Origin of the sequence: Mesomycoplasma ovipneumoniae (assembly GCF_024758565.1) — a bacterium.
Lineage (GTDB): Bacteria > Bacillota_I > Bacilli_A > Mycoplasmatales > Metamycoplasmataceae > Mesomycoplasma > Mesomycoplasma ovipneumoniae_B.
Genome location: NZ_CP079199.1, coordinates 531,356 through 545,874 on the forward strand (window position 1 = coordinate 531,356; position 14,519 = coordinate 545,874).

A 14,519-nucleotide genomic window follows, 5' to 3' on the forward strand; every position below is an offset into this window, starting at 1 on the left:
ATAATTATAAACATAACAGTAACAATAGCAAAAGGGATCACCTGAACCCATTCCGAACTCAGTAGTTAAGCCTTTTTACGCCGACGATACTAGAAATAGGAAAATAGGGAGTTACTGTTTTTTTATTTTCTTAAATAAATAATAAAACAGTAAAAATAACAAAAAGCAGTTAAAATAACCGAAAAAACGCCTAAAAATAGGCAAAAAAGAGTTAAATTATGACTTTCAGTCAACAAGCAAAACTTGAAATTTTAGCAAATCGACTAACTCGACCAAAATTTAATTCCTTAGTTAAAGGTTTAATTTTTTCATCATCGCTAGATGATGACCTAAGCTATTTTATACTAAGAATTAACAAAAATGAAATTAATTCTCGATTAATTGAAATTTTTAGAAAATTTCAATTAAATTTTTCAGAAACTAGAAAAAACAAAAATTGGATCTGTATTGAGAAAAAATTAATTAAAATTGATAAAACACCTGAGAATATCCAATATTTTTTTGCTGGACTCTTTATAGGAGGAGGTTCGATTTCACCGCTAGGGTCAAAATCTTACCACCTTGAAATTTCATTTTTGGATAAATCAAAATGTGAAAAAGTTTTAAATATTTTGCGTCAAAATCAATTAGAATTCACTTTTAAGCAAATTTTTTACCAGAACCGCTTAAAAATTTACTTAAAAAAAGTTAACGAAATAATTTATTTTTTAATGGCTATCGGTGCACTTGAGCAAGCTTCAAAACTAGAAATTTTGAGGATTGAACGTGATCATTATCTTAATGCTAACCGAATCACAAATTTTGACATAAAAAATGCCAAAAAAATAAGTGAATCATCGACAAACTTTATTAAAAAATGAAAATTAATTCAAAAAAACAATTTAACATCGAAATTTAGCGACCAAGAATTAATTTTTTTCGAGATTCGTCAAAAAAATCCTGAATTAAGTTTACAAGAAATTTGCAAAATTTTAAAAAAAGAGTATAATATTATTAGAACAAAAGCAGGCCTAAACTATTGGCTTGTTAAATCTAATAAAATTTTAGAAAAAGGAGTGAAAAATGCACAATAATATTTTTTTTGACCGCAAAGATTATCGTGCTTATAGCCGAGCCGATGAAGCTACAAAAAAATTAACAAATAAATTGTTGTCTTTTTCCATTATGTGATTAGGTATTGCAATTTTACTTGTTGGTTTAATTACGTTTGCAATTTTATCAATAGACTCATTATTTGCTATTTATTTAAGAATGGTTGCCGGTATTACATCAAGGTTTGCTGGACTTTTAATATTTTTTCTTTTACTTATTGCAGTAAATTTTGGCCTGTGATATTATATAAATAAATGAGCATTAGCCGATAACCCGCCAACAATCGTTCTTGTTTTGCTCTTTTTTGTTTTTGTAATGGCTAATTCTTTCCTTATTCCGCTGATTTTCACTATTCAAATAGCCTTAGGGCAAGGTAACTATATAATGATAGCGGTTGGTGGCGCTGGTGGTATAATGGCTCTAATTGGAATTTTAGGTTACTTCCAAGTTATTAATTTTGGTAAATTACTACCTTTAATTATGATTGGTATTTTTATTGAATTAACTCTTTTAATTGTTTCCTATTTTGTTTTTTCCACATTTGTAGATATCTTATACTCATTTGTCGCTATTACAGTTACATTAGGAATGATCGGATATGAGTTTTGAATTATAAGAAATCAATCATCTGTAATTTTGACCCATTACAATAGTGAAAGAGAAATTAAACGTGTTTTTTTAAGATTGGGAATCGCAAATGCACTTGGTTTATATATTTCTTTCCTTCGTTTAGTCATTCAAATATTAAGACTTTTGAACAGACGTTAAAATATATAATTTAGCTCTATTTTCAAATATTTTTTAAGGATTTTATGCAAAAAAAAGTAATTTTAGTTGATATTGAGATTGAGAAAGGGTCAAATATCAAATATGAAATTGATCCCAAAACTAAAAAATTAGTTGTTGATAGAATTCTTCGTGGTGATTTTGTTTATCCAGCTAACTATGGCAGCATTCCTGAGACACTAGATTGAGACGGTGATCCATTAGATGTTTTAGTTTATTCTAGCCAAAAATTTTTACCCGGATCACAACTAAATGCTAGAATTTTAGGCGCCCTTGAAATGATAGATGACGGCGAGATAGACACAAAATTAATTGCAGTTCATCATGATGACTATCGTTTAGATCATATTAATTCAATGGACGGTCTACCTCAGGAGTGATTAGATTCAATTCATTATTTTTTCAGCAATTATAAAAATTGAAAACGTCCCGGAATTACAAAAGTCTCAAAATTTATCTCTCTTGACGAGGCGATTGAAGAATTTGAAACATGCACTAAACTTTATGAAGATTTTCACCATTATTCAAAAGAAGATTTTCTTAAAACAATGCAAGAAAAATTCCCAGAAAAATATCAAAAATAATCAAAAAACATTTTTTTGTTAACATAGCAAAAAAATGTTTTTTTTTATGTTATAATAACAAAACAACAAAAAAAACATTATTAAAATTTTAGAGGAGAATATGAAAACTAAGTGAAACAAGTTTTTAAAACTAGGTCTAGTTTTTCCAGTTTCTGTAATTGGAATTATTGCTAGTTGTGGCAATGGCCACACAAATGATGGCCCAAAAAAAGAAACTCCTGGTACAGGCCAAACACAAAACATTACTGATGTTTCCAAAATTTCTAATTTAGTTTCATCCCGTAGAGATGAAATAAGTGCAGCAAAAGCAGACCCTACCAAACATTTTGCAATGAATATTGCAATTGTAACAGCCGATGGAACTGTTACTGACAAATCTTTTAATCAATCAAGTTGAGAAGCGATTCAACAAATGGCTGCAATAACAGGTGCAGAAATTACCCCAATTGATAGTAGTACTGATAGTTTATCACAAAAATATAATTCCTTAATTAACACAAATAAAAATATTTGAGTTCTTTCTGGATTTCAACACACTGAAGCCCTAAAAACTTGACTTGCTCTTCCAGAAAACAAACAATCATTTACTAGTAAAAAAATAATTGTTATCGGAATTGACTTATCTGGTTTAGATGATGTAATTCCACAAGGGCAATACATTGGTTTAAATTATAAAACTGAAGAAGCAGGATATCTTGCTGGTTATGCAAATGCAGCGTTTTTAGCTGCTAAATATCCAAATAATGCAGCCAGACGTTCTGCAATAACTGTAGGTGGTGGAGCGTTTGCCGCTGTTACTGACTTTATTGCTGGATATTTGGCCGGAATTAAGGCATATAATGCCGCAAATCCTACCAAAAAAACTAAAATTACCGCTAGTACAATCAAATTAGATACAAATTTTGCTGTCAATGCAACAAGTAAAAACACACTTGAAGGTTTAGCGGCAAATGGCTCTCCTTCAACATTACTAGCAGTGGCCGGCCCACTAACAGGAATTTTTGCAGATATTGCCGCAGGAGATCATGACCGTTTTTTAATAGGGGTTGATACTGATCAGTCACTAGTTTATACTAATGCGCGAAGAAGATTTTTCACATCAATTTTGAAAAATTTAGGATATTCACTTTTTTCAGTTCTTGCCGATCTATATACTAAAAAATCAAGTTCAAAATATTTAGGCGGATTTGTTCAATCTCAAAAAAATGCATTTGTAAAACTTGGATATAAAGATAAATTTGTCGACATTGCCGATTCATCCCTACCAGATTCAGATAAAACTTTAGCCGATAAAGCAATCGAAGATGCAAAAAAACATTTTGACGAAAAAACAGCAAATGCAAGCGACGTTCGTAAGACATTAGGTATTCCAGAGATGGACACTGATCAACAAGCTCGAATTAATAAGCTTGTTTCTGAAATTAACGCATAATTTCAGCCCTTTTTAAAGTCAAGAAAAAATCCAGGCTATTTTGTCTGGATTTTTTAATTTTTTTTGGTAATATTTAGTTAAATGCTAAGAGAAGAAAATGTAATTGAGTTTATCGGTGTTTCAAAAAAATTTGGTAACTTTTTTGCTAATAAAAACATTAGCTTTAAAGTTAAAAAAAACACAATCCATGCACTAATTGGCGAAAATGGTGCCGGAAAATCAACACTTATGTCCACACTTTTTGGAATTTATACACCAGATGAGGGGCAAATAAAAGTAAACGGAAAGCAATCATTTATCGACAACCCTAATCGTGCAAGCGACTTGGGAATAGGAATGGTTCACCAACATTTTAAACTAGTTGATGCTTATACTAATTTTGAAAACATTATTTTAGGTCAGGAATTTACCCACCGTGGTGTTGTAAATCGACAATCTGCCCGTCAAAAAATAAAAAAAATACAGCAAATTTACAATATTGAATTTGATTTAGACCAAAAAACCGGCGATGCTTCTGTGGTTGTAAAACAGAAAATTGAAATTATCAAAATTTTATATCGAGATTCAGATATCTTAATTTTTGACGAACCAACAGCAATTTTATCGCCACAAGAAATTGATTCCTTTTTAGATATTTTAAGATTTTTTATTAAAAACGGCAAAACAATAATTTTTATATCACATAAATTATCCGAAGTTAAACAAGTTGCAAATTCTGCGACCGTTTTGCGTCATGGAGAAGTAGTTGCCAACTTTGATAGTCTCGAAAACATCAGTATTTCCGAGATGACTTCGGCAATGGTTGGTAAAAAAGTTGTTAGCTCAAAAAATTTACTTAAAAAAGATTTCACTCAAGTTGGATTAAAAGTTGAAAATCTTAGCGCTTCTTTTGATAAAAAAATCGAAAATTTAAACTTTGAAATTCACAAAGGCGAAATTTTTGCAATTGCAGGTATTGAAGGCAACGGTCAACTGGAAGTCGAACTTGCAATTTCAGGACTAATTCATTCAACAGGTAAAATTTTTGTTTACAACAAAAACAACGAACCTATAAACTTAGAAAATTCAAGCGTTTCTTCTCGTTTTGGTTTAATCTCTTATGTTCCTAGCGATCGCCATAAATACGGAATAGTTTTAGATTTGCCAAATTTAGATAATTCAATAATAAGAAACATGAAAAACGAAAAATATGTTTCAAAAAAATATATAAAAACTCAAAAAGTTCAAGAATTATACGCTAAAATTGTTGAACTTTTTGATGTAAGAGGAGATAAAACCGGCCAAAAAAATTCCCGACTTTTATCCGGGGGTAATCAGCAAAAATTTGTTCTAGGACGCGAAATTTTAACTGATCACCAAGTACTTTTAATAGTTCAACCAACTCGCGGACTTGATATAGGGGCGATAAATTTAGTTCATCAAAAAATTCTTGAAGAAAAAAACAAAAATAAAACAATTTTACTCATTTCATACGAACTTGATGAAGTTTTAGCGCTAGCTGATACAATTTGCGTTATCAATAAAGGACAAATTTCTAAAAAATATTTTGCAAATGAAATTGACCGTTATAAAATAGGTAGACTAATGGCAGGTTTAAATCATGATTAAGAAAAAAATTAATTTTTCTATTTTTTCTAATTTTTTCTTTAAAAAATTAGAAAAAAACAGTTCTAAAAGCTTATCTGAAAAGATTTTGTCTACTTTTTGGGCAATTTTCTTTGGAATTTTAGTCTCTTTTATTTTTATCTGATCATTTGGATATAATCCGCTTCAAGTTTATTATACTATTGTTTTTAAGATCGCTTTTGCCTGAAATGAAATCAGAAATTTGCTATTAATTACATCAATTTTCATTTTTGCTAGTATTGCAATTGCAATTCCTTTTAAATCAGGGTTATTTAATATCGGTCTTCCGGCACAAATGATGATCTCAGGGATAGTTTCCTTGATGATTGTTTTAAATTTAACATCAATTAATATTTATGCTCGGTTATTAATAGCCGCACTTTTAGGTATTTTAGTAAGCGGAATTCTGGGTGCGCTAGTTGGTATTCTTAAATCTTATTTGAAAATAAATGAAGTTATTTCAACAATTTTATTAAATTGAATAATTTTTTATATTGGTAAATTTTTCCTTACATCAACAAGTCTTGATATTGGATTTAAAACTACAACACTAACTTCACAAAGTATAAATGAGTTGTCATTTTTAACATCAATATTTTTAACCCGTAATTTTTCAATAATAATGCTATTTTTATCATTATTATTTGCATTTTTAATTTGGTTTGTTTTGCAAAAAACCTCAATTGGCCTTTCAATAAAAATTACTGGTCAAAATAAAGATGCTGCAAATTATGCTGGAATTAATAATAAAAAAACAACTATTGCAGTGATGACTTTTTCAGGAATTGTCGGCGGGATTGCCGGTTTTGCCTGGTATGTTTTTTATAGAAGATCCTTTACAATTCAGGCCGGAATGCCACGAGAAGGTTTTGATGCTATTTTATTAGCGCTTTTAGCCTTTAACTCGCCTTTTGGAATAATTCCAATATCATTTTTTTACTCAGTTCTTCTAATTGGAACAAACGCACTTGAGGCTCATTCAATCGCCTTAAATCAACAAACAACACAAATTATTATTGGAATTATAGTGTATTTATCTGCTATATCCGTTATTTTCATTCACTTTAAACCTCTAAAATGAACGATGAATGTTTGATACTTATCTAGAACAGGCCGATTTTTCAGTGCTAAAAATGCAAAAAATGCAAACATAAAGTCACCAACTTCTGCCTACAGTAATTTAAGTTTATTGTTCATAAAAGCTGAAAAAAAGGAAAAAATTAGGAATTTGCAAACAGAAATTACTAAATTTGAAAATATTAAGGCAGAACTTTTAACTTTATTTTTAGACCAAAAAGTAAATATTTTTTGAATTTACATAAAAATTCAAAAAATAAACATTAAACTTTTCTTATTAAAAAGAGCATACTTAAAAATTAAGAATTATGACAACGTCGCAATTTGAAAGCAAAAAAAGAGCGAATTAAAAAACAAATCTGGACTAGATTCGGCACTTAAGTCGGAAAATGTTGAGGAAAAATTAGCCTTTTTTGAGCAAATGAACCAAAAAAGGCGTAAATTAAATATCGAACTAAATGAGTTAGGTTATTTTGATGCGAAAAATAATTTTAACGCCTTTTGACAGCAACTTATTGAACATCACCTTCAGTTTCGTAGTCTAAAATCTGAAATCATTGAAAATTTTAAAGCAGATCAAAAAGCTAAAAAACCTTTAAAAACGGAGGAAAAATAATGACTTTAGAAACAATTATTCCAATTTTAGCGCTTTTCTTTGTTTTTTTCTCAATAATAACAACAGGATCGATAGCCGGACTTTATAGTGAAAAAGCGGGGGTTGTAAACATTGCAATCAACGGAGTTATGATTATTGGGGCTACAGTTTATGGTCTTTTTTCAATTCTTTTTGATGTTTCAAACATGGCGATGCAATTAATACTAATCCCACTTGCAGCGCTTTTTTCAGGATTATTTTCGCTATTACATGGATTTTTAACGATAAAACTGAAAGGAAATCATATTATCTCAGGTGTGGCGCTTAACATTTTGGCGCCAGCAATTGCATTTGCATTGCTTAAAATTTATGGAAATAGTAGTCGCTTTGAGTCTCCAGTAAATGAACTTGCTTTTGGTCCACATAGAACATTTTTAAACATTTTTTCACTAAAATTACTAATTGTAACAGCACTAATTTTTGTAACTTGGTTTGTTTTTTCCAAAACAAAATTTGGACTTAGATTTTCAGCTGTTGGTGAAAATCCACACGCCGTTGCTGCAGCCGGAATTAATGTCAATAGAATGAAATGACTTGGAGTTTTTCTTTCAGGTTTAATTGCAGGAACCGCAGGCGCTTTTTATTTCCAATATCTAGGATCTTCTTTTACAGGCGATGTTCAGGGGCTAGGATTTTTATCGCTAACAATTTTAATAATGGGCCGTTGAAAAATAATTTTAATTGTAATTTATAGCTTAATTTTTTCATTTTTATACACAATTTCAATTAGCTTAGCCGGAAATTTTGGTGACTTTTTAGCAATTATTGAGGCAGCACCATATTTAGTTACAATTTTAATTCTAGGTCTTACTTCCAGAAAAGATTTAGCGCCAAAAGCACTCGGAATACCTTATGACAAATCTTTAAAATAAATAAAAATTTATAGTATAATTCTAACTCCTTATTAAAAAATAAAAAATAGCTACTCACGAAAAAAATATTTCAAGGTTTTATTATGTACAAAAAATTTTTCGAAGGTATTATTGAAGTTATTACCGGCCCAATGTTTTCAGGAAAATCTGATGAACTAATTAAAAGAATAAAAATTCTAACTTATGCAAATATTAAGATTTTAGTAATAAAACCTTTAATTGACAACCGTTTTTCTGATTGCGAAATTGTTTCGCGTTCAGGTTTGAGAATTCCAACTTTTAGTGCTAAAACAACTCAAGAAATAAAAGAACTATTTGCAAAAGAAAAATATGGGGCAATTGCAATTGACGAGATTCAATTTTTTTCCGAAGATATTATCCCCTTTTTGGATAAAATTGCAAACAAAGGAATTCGCGTGATTGTCAGTGGTCTTGACCAGGATTTTCGTCGTAAACCCTTTGGTGTTTTACCAAATTTAATGGCAATTGCCGAAAATGTCACTAAATTACAAGCAGTTTGCACAATTTGCAAGCGCGCTGCAACAACATCGGCCCGTCTTGTTAAATCAGACAAACAAAACTTAATTGGCGATAGTGCCGAATACGAGGCGCGTTGTCGCGCTTGTCATAACTTATAAAAAAAAAAAAAAAATATTTTTTCTACTAATTCAAAATTTTGTGGTAAAATTATTTTTTGCTAGTGCAAGTGTAGTTTAATGGTAGAACTTCAGCCTTCCAAGCTGACTGTGAGGGTTCGATTCCCTTCACTTGCTCCATATCAGGTTGTCCAAATTCTCAAAAAAGCGCGAATGCGCTTTTTTTATTAACATTTTATACATTATTTTTCCAAAATAATGTATAATTTATAAAAGATTTAATTTCTTAAAAAAGGAACAAAATGGAAATAATTTCAGGAACAGTAATAGATAAACTTGGTTTTCATGCCCGCCCTGCCTCAAAAGTTGCAAAATTAGCAACAACATTCAAATCACAAATTAAAATCATATCTGGTGAAAAATCAGGTAATGCCAAATCAATTATGAACATAATGGCTCTTGGAATTAAAATGGGATCAAATTTTACCATTGAAGTTTCAGGTGAAGACGAAATTATAGCTGCAAAAGCAATCAAAGAATTAATTATCGCCGAAAAATTAATTCTTGAATAATTCAGCAAAAACTTGCATAAATAGCAAAAACCGTGCATAAAATAAACCGACAAAACGTCGGTTTATTTTATTTTTTTGCCAGGTTTTGTCAAATCTTACCCATAATTGAAAAAAAATATATTTTTCAATTATTTTCTAGCAAAAACTATAAAATAATGTAAAATTATGGTAATTAATTTGATTTTTTGCCTTACCAATTTATCAAATTAATTATTTTATATATACAAAAAAAGAAAGGAGAAAAATGTCCATTTCACTTAAATCAATTTTCAGTGAAAAAACAAGAAAGAGCACCAACAACTCTGGTGCTGGGAAAATGCGTAAAATTTTGTCCAAAATATCTGGCGCTTTTATGCTACCAATCTCAGTTATGTCCATTGCTGGTCTGTTCTTAGGAGTTGGTGCTGCGATTGCAAGTAATGCCTCATCCGCGTCACTTAAACAATTTGGGGACTTTATCCAAGCCCTAGGTGACCCTATTTTTGGCGGTTTGCCGCTTTTATTTGCAATTGCCTTTGTTATTGCCTTTACTGATGATGCCGGTGTGGCTGTTTTTGCAACAGTAATTGGATATCTTGTTTTCTCAAGCATTCAATCAGTCTTTATTACTGATGTTGAAAACGGGGTTACTATTTTATTCTCTGGTGCAGGACGTGATCCAGCCGGATTAAAAAACCTTGTTGGTAGCGCTCTCGGAATTAGGGCGCTTCAAACATCAGTTTTTGGCGGAATAGCTGTTGGACTTGTTGTTCAATATCTATATAATCGCTTTCATACAATTCAATTACCACAAATGATCTCATTTTTTGGAGGTAAAAGATTTGTTGCATTAATCACAATTCCAGTAATGGCGCTTTTAGCTTTTGTTTTCCTAATTTTCTGACCATGAATAGGAATTGTACTTAACCTCTTTGGTGCCTCACTTGCAAAAGTTCCTTATGGATTTGAGTCATTTATTTTTGGTTACATCGAAAGATCTCTAATTCCTTTTGGTCTACACCATGTTTTCTACGCGCCACTTTGATTTTCATCAGCCGGAGGAGATGCGGGTGCAACTATCACCAACTGAGCTCTTGGTCAAGGAATTGAAGTTGTTTCAAAGGCGGGTGACAGCGGTGGTTTTGAGGTAATTGCTAAAGCACAAACAATTCCTGGTGATTCACTTAAAAATATTTTAATTGCCATCCGTGAAAATGGAGATAAATATGTTGGTGACTCAACAGCTTCACTTACTTTATTAGGAGCTCCTAACACAATCGATTACACTGTTGATGAGAAAGAATTTTCAATCCCATTATTTACCTTTTTAGAAAACCATGGTTTCAAAGTTGGTAGATTTGCTGACGGTAAATTCTCAGGAATGATGTTCGGTCTTCCAGCAGCTGCAGCGGCCATGATTATGGCAGCGCCAAAAGAAAATCGTAAAGTTGCCGCAGGAACTGTTATTCCAGCAGCAGCAACTTCATTTGTAACTGGTGTTACTGAACCGATTGAATTTACATTCCTATTCTTATCTCCACTACTTTTCTGAGGATTCCACGCATTTATGATGGCCCTTTCCTTCATGTTTGCGAATTTAGCTGGAGTTCACATTCCAATGGCCTTCTCAGGTGGAGTTCTTGACCTTTTAATTTATGGAGCCGTTCCTGTCCAAAAAGGTACTAATTTCTGGTGAGTTTTAGTAGTAGGACTTGCTTATGCACCAATTTACTACTTTGTTTTCCTATTTGTTATCAAATGGAAAAACCTTGAAACTCCAGGAAGAGGAACAAACACCAAATTATATACAAAATCTGATTATTTAGCACGTAAAGATAGTTCAAGATCTGCCTCATCAATTGACCCACAAGCTCTTGCAATCGTTGATGGATATGGTGGAATTGATAATATTACCAATTTTAATAACTGTGCATCACGTCTTCGTTATGACATTAAAGACTTATCACTTGTTGACGAACAAAAATTAAAAGCTGCCGGCGTTGTTGCTATAAAAGTTGAAGGACAACACCATGTTCAGGCAATTTTAGGACCAATCGCTGAGCAAATGAATGCAAAAATTAATTCCCAACGTGATTTAATTAAAGCACTGTCTCAAGACGAAATTGACGCAATTTTGAAAAACAAACCAACTCAACCTAAGCCAGAAAAAGTTGAAATGACTAAATGTGAAAACAAAACTTGCCACTTGCCAGAAGAAATTTATTCTCCAGCAATAGGTGAATTAATTGAATTAGCGCAAGTAAAAGACGGCGTATTTTCTGAAGAAAAATTAGGAAAAGGTTTTGCAATTCGTGTTGGAAACACCGGTAAAAAAGACATTTTTTCACCAATTGATGGTCAAATTAAAATGGTTTTTGCTACAAAACACGCAATTGGATTTGCTTCTAAAGATAATAAAACCCAAGTTTTAATTCACATCGGAATTGATACTGTCGAACTTCAAGGTAAAGGTATTGAGGTTTTTGTTGAAGCTGGCCAAGATATTAGTGTTGGAGATAAAGTTGCTAGTGTCGATCTTGATTATTTAACTCAATCAGACATAAAAAATACCGATATTATCGTTGTTATTCTTCACGAGTCAGATAAAAAAGAATTCGAATTTAAAGTTCCTTTACAAAACATTGATCAACTCCCAATGCTAGTTGGTCAATCATTACCAGTCAAAAAACAATAAAATTGGTCTCTAAATTTTAGAATATTTTTGTAAAAAAGCCGCGATTACTTCGCGGTTTTTATTTTAAATTAACTTTAGGCTAAAATATACAAATAATTTTTCAATGCTAAATTTATTAATTTGCTTTTGTCAAAATTTATAACTTCTTTTGTTAAAGTCTAAGCAAATACCTGACTTTGCTAGTTTGAAGGTAAAAATTCACTTTTTAATGAATATAAATAGGCAAAAGTACTGCTAAATCCATGGTTTTTGACCTAAAGTCTTAATTTTTATTATTTTAAATTCAGACTTTTGCAAAAAAAGAAAAAAAATGCTTGGTCTAAAATAAAATTATGTTATAATAAATCTCACTTAAGAATAATTAATAAATTTTGACATTGAATTAGGGAGGAATTAGTATGTTTTTGTCATAAAAAATCAGAAAATGCGACTTTTCCATCATGTTTTTAAATGTGATGCAATGCCTTAAATTTACCCGTTTAGAAATCTAGAAATTAGGGCTTTTAGTTATTGTTCTTTCAAAACTTCATATGTTTTTTAGGCTCAATGTAAATAAAAATGAGTTTTCTTTTTACATTGAGTTTAAATAGTAGTTGTATTTTTTATGGTTTTTGTTATTTTACCCATAAATCGATTTTTGTCAGTGTTTTAAAATAGGTAATTAACTCTTGCCAAAAAAGTTAAAAAGCACCCAAAAACCGGACACTTTTTAAGATTATCTCATCAAATTATGAACACTCCCGTTTCAAACAAACAACTAAACATTAAAAATTACGGTTTGATACATACTTTGGCATAAAAAACCATGCAATTGATTTTTTGTATTTGTTATAAACTTCTTCAATTGTGTTTTTAATAAGTAGAGCTGATATTTTATATAAAAAAAAGTGACTTATAGTAATGATGACCATACCTATCACATATATTGCAAAGTGAATAGAGAAATAAGTGGTTTTAATAGGAAGAATCGCAATAATTATTGTTAATATTGGTATGGAAATAAATGAAATAAATATATAAATTATTTGCAAAATAAAGATTCTATAATGAACGTGAAATAAAAAGTTTTTTTTCTCCTTGTTGAATTCAATCTCATCAGGATAATCCCGCATATCACGAATAATCATATTAAAAATATTAAATCAGTGAGGTTTTAATGATAATTTTTCATACTTTTCTTCAAATTGACTGTTAGTTAAATTTAATGCTTCTTTTTTATATTTTTTTATAAATCAAACATATCTTATTAAACAATATAAAAATAAAATAAATAATACCGAAATTGAACCCCAAATAATAATTTTGCCTAATAACGTTGGATGATTAATAAGAACACCGTTGTAAACGGCATTGAACGTAAAAAAAAGTATTTCTAACAAATAAATTAAAAAGTAAAAAAATTTAATCACCCAGTTTAAAAAAACATATTTAAAAAGAAGAGTTATTGCTTTCATGAAAAATTAATACCCTCAAGCGAGTATTTCCTCCATATCAAAATCTTCAAAATTTATTATATTTCCTGATAATTTATTTATATTAGCTATAATTTTTCTAATTTTTTCTTTAAGATCATTTTCTAAAGCCCTTCCTGCGGCTAAAATATTTATTAATTCTAAATTTTTCATTTTCACCTCTACATTTATTATTTCTATAATTAAGCCTTATTATATCTTATAATATTAAGTACAAGTTTAAAAAACAATAAAAAATTTTTCCATCAATAAATTAGAAGAAAAAATTAACAAAAGCGGTGGAATCAAAGCCATAGATAAAAAAGTAACTGTTTGAATTTTTCTATTAATTTAGCTAAAAATTTTAGTAAGTTAGGATATTAATTTTCCTGTAAATATAAACATTTTTTTATTTAGCATTAAATTTTTATTTATAACTTTTTTTAGGGTATAATTTAATTAGATTGTGGAAAAAGGGGGTTTAGTATAATGGCAGTACCATGGACTCCAAACCCATCAGTGAAGGTTCGAATCCTTTAACCCCCGCCAAAAAATTATTTTTAAAATACAAAAGGTGGCAAGATGCAAACAAAATTCAAGAACAAAGCATATAATTTAGTTTCATCATTAATACAACCAGGAGAAAAACTAGAATTTACCGTTAGTGATATAAATTTTGATGTTGTTGACTTTAAAAATTTTGGAAAAACAACTCTAATTTCGATTTTTCCGTCAATTAATACCAAAATTTGCGATGAACAAACAACATCCATCCGAGATTTATCAAGGAAATATTCACAATTTAGATTTATTTCAGTTTCACTTGACCTTCCTTCTGCGATTGCTCAGTGAAAAAATGCAAATTTATCCGAAAATATGGAGATATATTCTGACTATCGTTTGCGTAGTTTTGGATTAGCTACTGGATTTTTAATTGATGATGTATTTTTATTAAATCGTGGTTATATTATTGTTGACTCTGAAGGAAAAGTTTTAGTTGTTGAACCTAATTCTGATGTTCACGATCAAATTAATTTTGAACAATTAGAAAAACATCTTCAAAACCTTTCATAATTTTGTTAAAAACTTAAAAATTAATTTT

The 14,519-nt window shown here is 30.1% G+C and carries 13 protein-coding genes, 2 tRNA genes and 1 rRNA gene; 14 read left to right on the forward strand and 2 right to left on the reverse strand.

Annotated features, from left to right (window positions below; all coding sequences use genetic code 4):
- Positions 1-14 precede the first annotated feature (14 nt).
- The 12 genes from rrf to KW512_RS01970 all read left to right on the forward strand — a co-directional run bounded on the left by rrf (position 15) and on the right by KW512_RS01970 (position 11,966).
- Positions 15-120, forward strand: a 5S ribosomal RNA gene (rrf, locus tag KW512_RS01915).
- 98 nt (positions 121-218) lie between these two features.
- Positions 219-1,073 (forward strand): DNA-binding protein WhiA, encoded by an 855-nt coding sequence (gene whiA / locus KW512_RS01920; protein ID WP_258841814.1) that lies wholly within the window; start codon positions 219-221, stop codon positions 1,071-1,073.
- On the forward strand, positions 1,063-1,860 hold the full coding sequence (locus KW512_RS01925; protein WP_258841815.1) for an MAG0110 family membrane protein: 798 nt from the start codon (positions 1,063-1,065) through the stop codon (positions 1,858-1,860). The genes whiA and KW512_RS01925 overlap by 11 nt, the downstream gene beginning before the upstream one ends.
- A gap of 44 nt (positions 1,861-1,904) precedes the next feature.
- Positions 1,905-2,462: an inorganic diphosphatase gene (locus KW512_RS01930; RefSeq protein ID WP_258841816.1), complete on the forward strand. Its 558-nt coding sequence runs from the start codon at positions 1,905-1,907 to the stop codon at positions 2,460-2,462.
- A gap of 100 nt (positions 2,463-2,562) precedes the next feature.
- Positions 2,563-3,894 carry a BMP family ABC transporter substrate-binding protein gene (locus tag KW512_RS01935; protein ID WP_258841817.1) on the forward strand — a complete coding sequence of 444 codons (1,332 nt, stop codon included), beginning with the start codon at positions 2,563-2,565 and terminating at the stop codon, positions 3,892-3,894.
- Between the two features lie 81 nt (positions 3,895-3,975).
- A complete protein-coding gene (locus KW512_RS01940) occupies positions 3,976-5,502 on the forward strand; it encodes an ABC transporter ATP-binding protein (RefSeq protein ID WP_258841818.1) in 1,527 nt (508 codons plus the stop codon).
- Complete coding sequence (locus KW512_RS01945; protein WP_258841819.1) at positions 5,495-7,213, forward strand: ABC transporter permease; 1,719 nt, start codon at positions 5,495-5,497, stop codon at positions 7,211-7,213. Before KW512_RS01940 ends, KW512_RS01945 begins: the two co-directional genes overlap by 8 nt.
- A complete protein-coding gene (locus tag KW512_RS01950) occupies positions 7,213-8,124 on the forward strand; it encodes an ABC transporter permease (protein WP_010321029.1) in 912 nt (303 codons plus the stop codon). The genes KW512_RS01945 and KW512_RS01950 overlap by 1 nt, the downstream gene beginning before the upstream one ends.
- Positions 8,125-8,207: 83 nt before the next feature.
- Positions 8,208-8,762 carry a thymidine kinase gene (locus KW512_RS01955; RefSeq protein ID WP_069098528.1) on the forward strand — a complete coding sequence of 185 codons (555 nt, stop codon included), beginning with the start codon at positions 8,208-8,210 and terminating at the stop codon, positions 8,760-8,762.
- Between the two features lie 64 nt (positions 8,763-8,826).
- Positions 8,827-8,900, forward strand: a tRNA-Gly gene (locus tag KW512_RS01960).
- Between the two features lie 122 nt (positions 8,901-9,022).
- Positions 9,023-9,292 carry an HPr family phosphocarrier protein gene (locus KW512_RS01965; protein WP_069096525.1) on the forward strand — a complete coding sequence of 90 codons (270 nt, stop codon included), beginning with the start codon at positions 9,023-9,025 and terminating at the stop codon, positions 9,290-9,292.
- A gap of 244 nt (positions 9,293-9,536) precedes the next feature.
- Complete coding sequence (locus tag KW512_RS01970; RefSeq protein ID WP_258841174.1) at positions 9,537-11,966, forward strand: PTS transporter subunit IIABC; 2,430 nt, start codon at positions 9,537-9,539, stop codon at positions 11,964-11,966.
- Positions 11,967-12,730: 764 nt separating this feature from the next.
- On the opposite strand, the gene KW512_RS01975 is transcribed toward KW512_RS01970, so the two are convergent.
- Entirely contained in the window at positions 12,731-13,420 is a 690-nt protein-coding gene (locus tag KW512_RS01975) for a hypothetical protein (RefSeq protein ID WP_258841175.1), read from the reverse strand.
- A gap of 6 nt (positions 13,421-13,426) precedes the next feature.
- The gene (locus tag KW512_RS01980; protein ID WP_258841176.1) at positions 13,427-13,591 is read right to left on the reverse strand and encodes a hypothetical protein; all 165 of its coding nucleotides are present in this window, start codon (positions 13,589-13,591) and stop codon (positions 13,427-13,429) included.
- A gap of 301 nt (positions 13,592-13,892) precedes the next feature.
- Between KW512_RS01980 and KW512_RS01985 the strand changes: the two genes are divergently transcribed.
- Together KW512_RS01985 and KW512_RS01990 are read left to right on the forward strand one after the other, a co-directional pair.
- Positions 13,893-13,966 (forward strand) — tRNA-Trp (locus KW512_RS01985).
- Positions 13,967-13,999: 33 nt separating this feature from the next.
- Complete coding sequence (locus tag KW512_RS01990) at positions 14,000-14,491, forward strand: peroxiredoxin (RefSeq protein WP_010321223.1); 492 nt, start codon at positions 14,000-14,002, stop codon at positions 14,489-14,491.
- Positions 14,492-14,519: the final 28 nt, after the last annotated feature.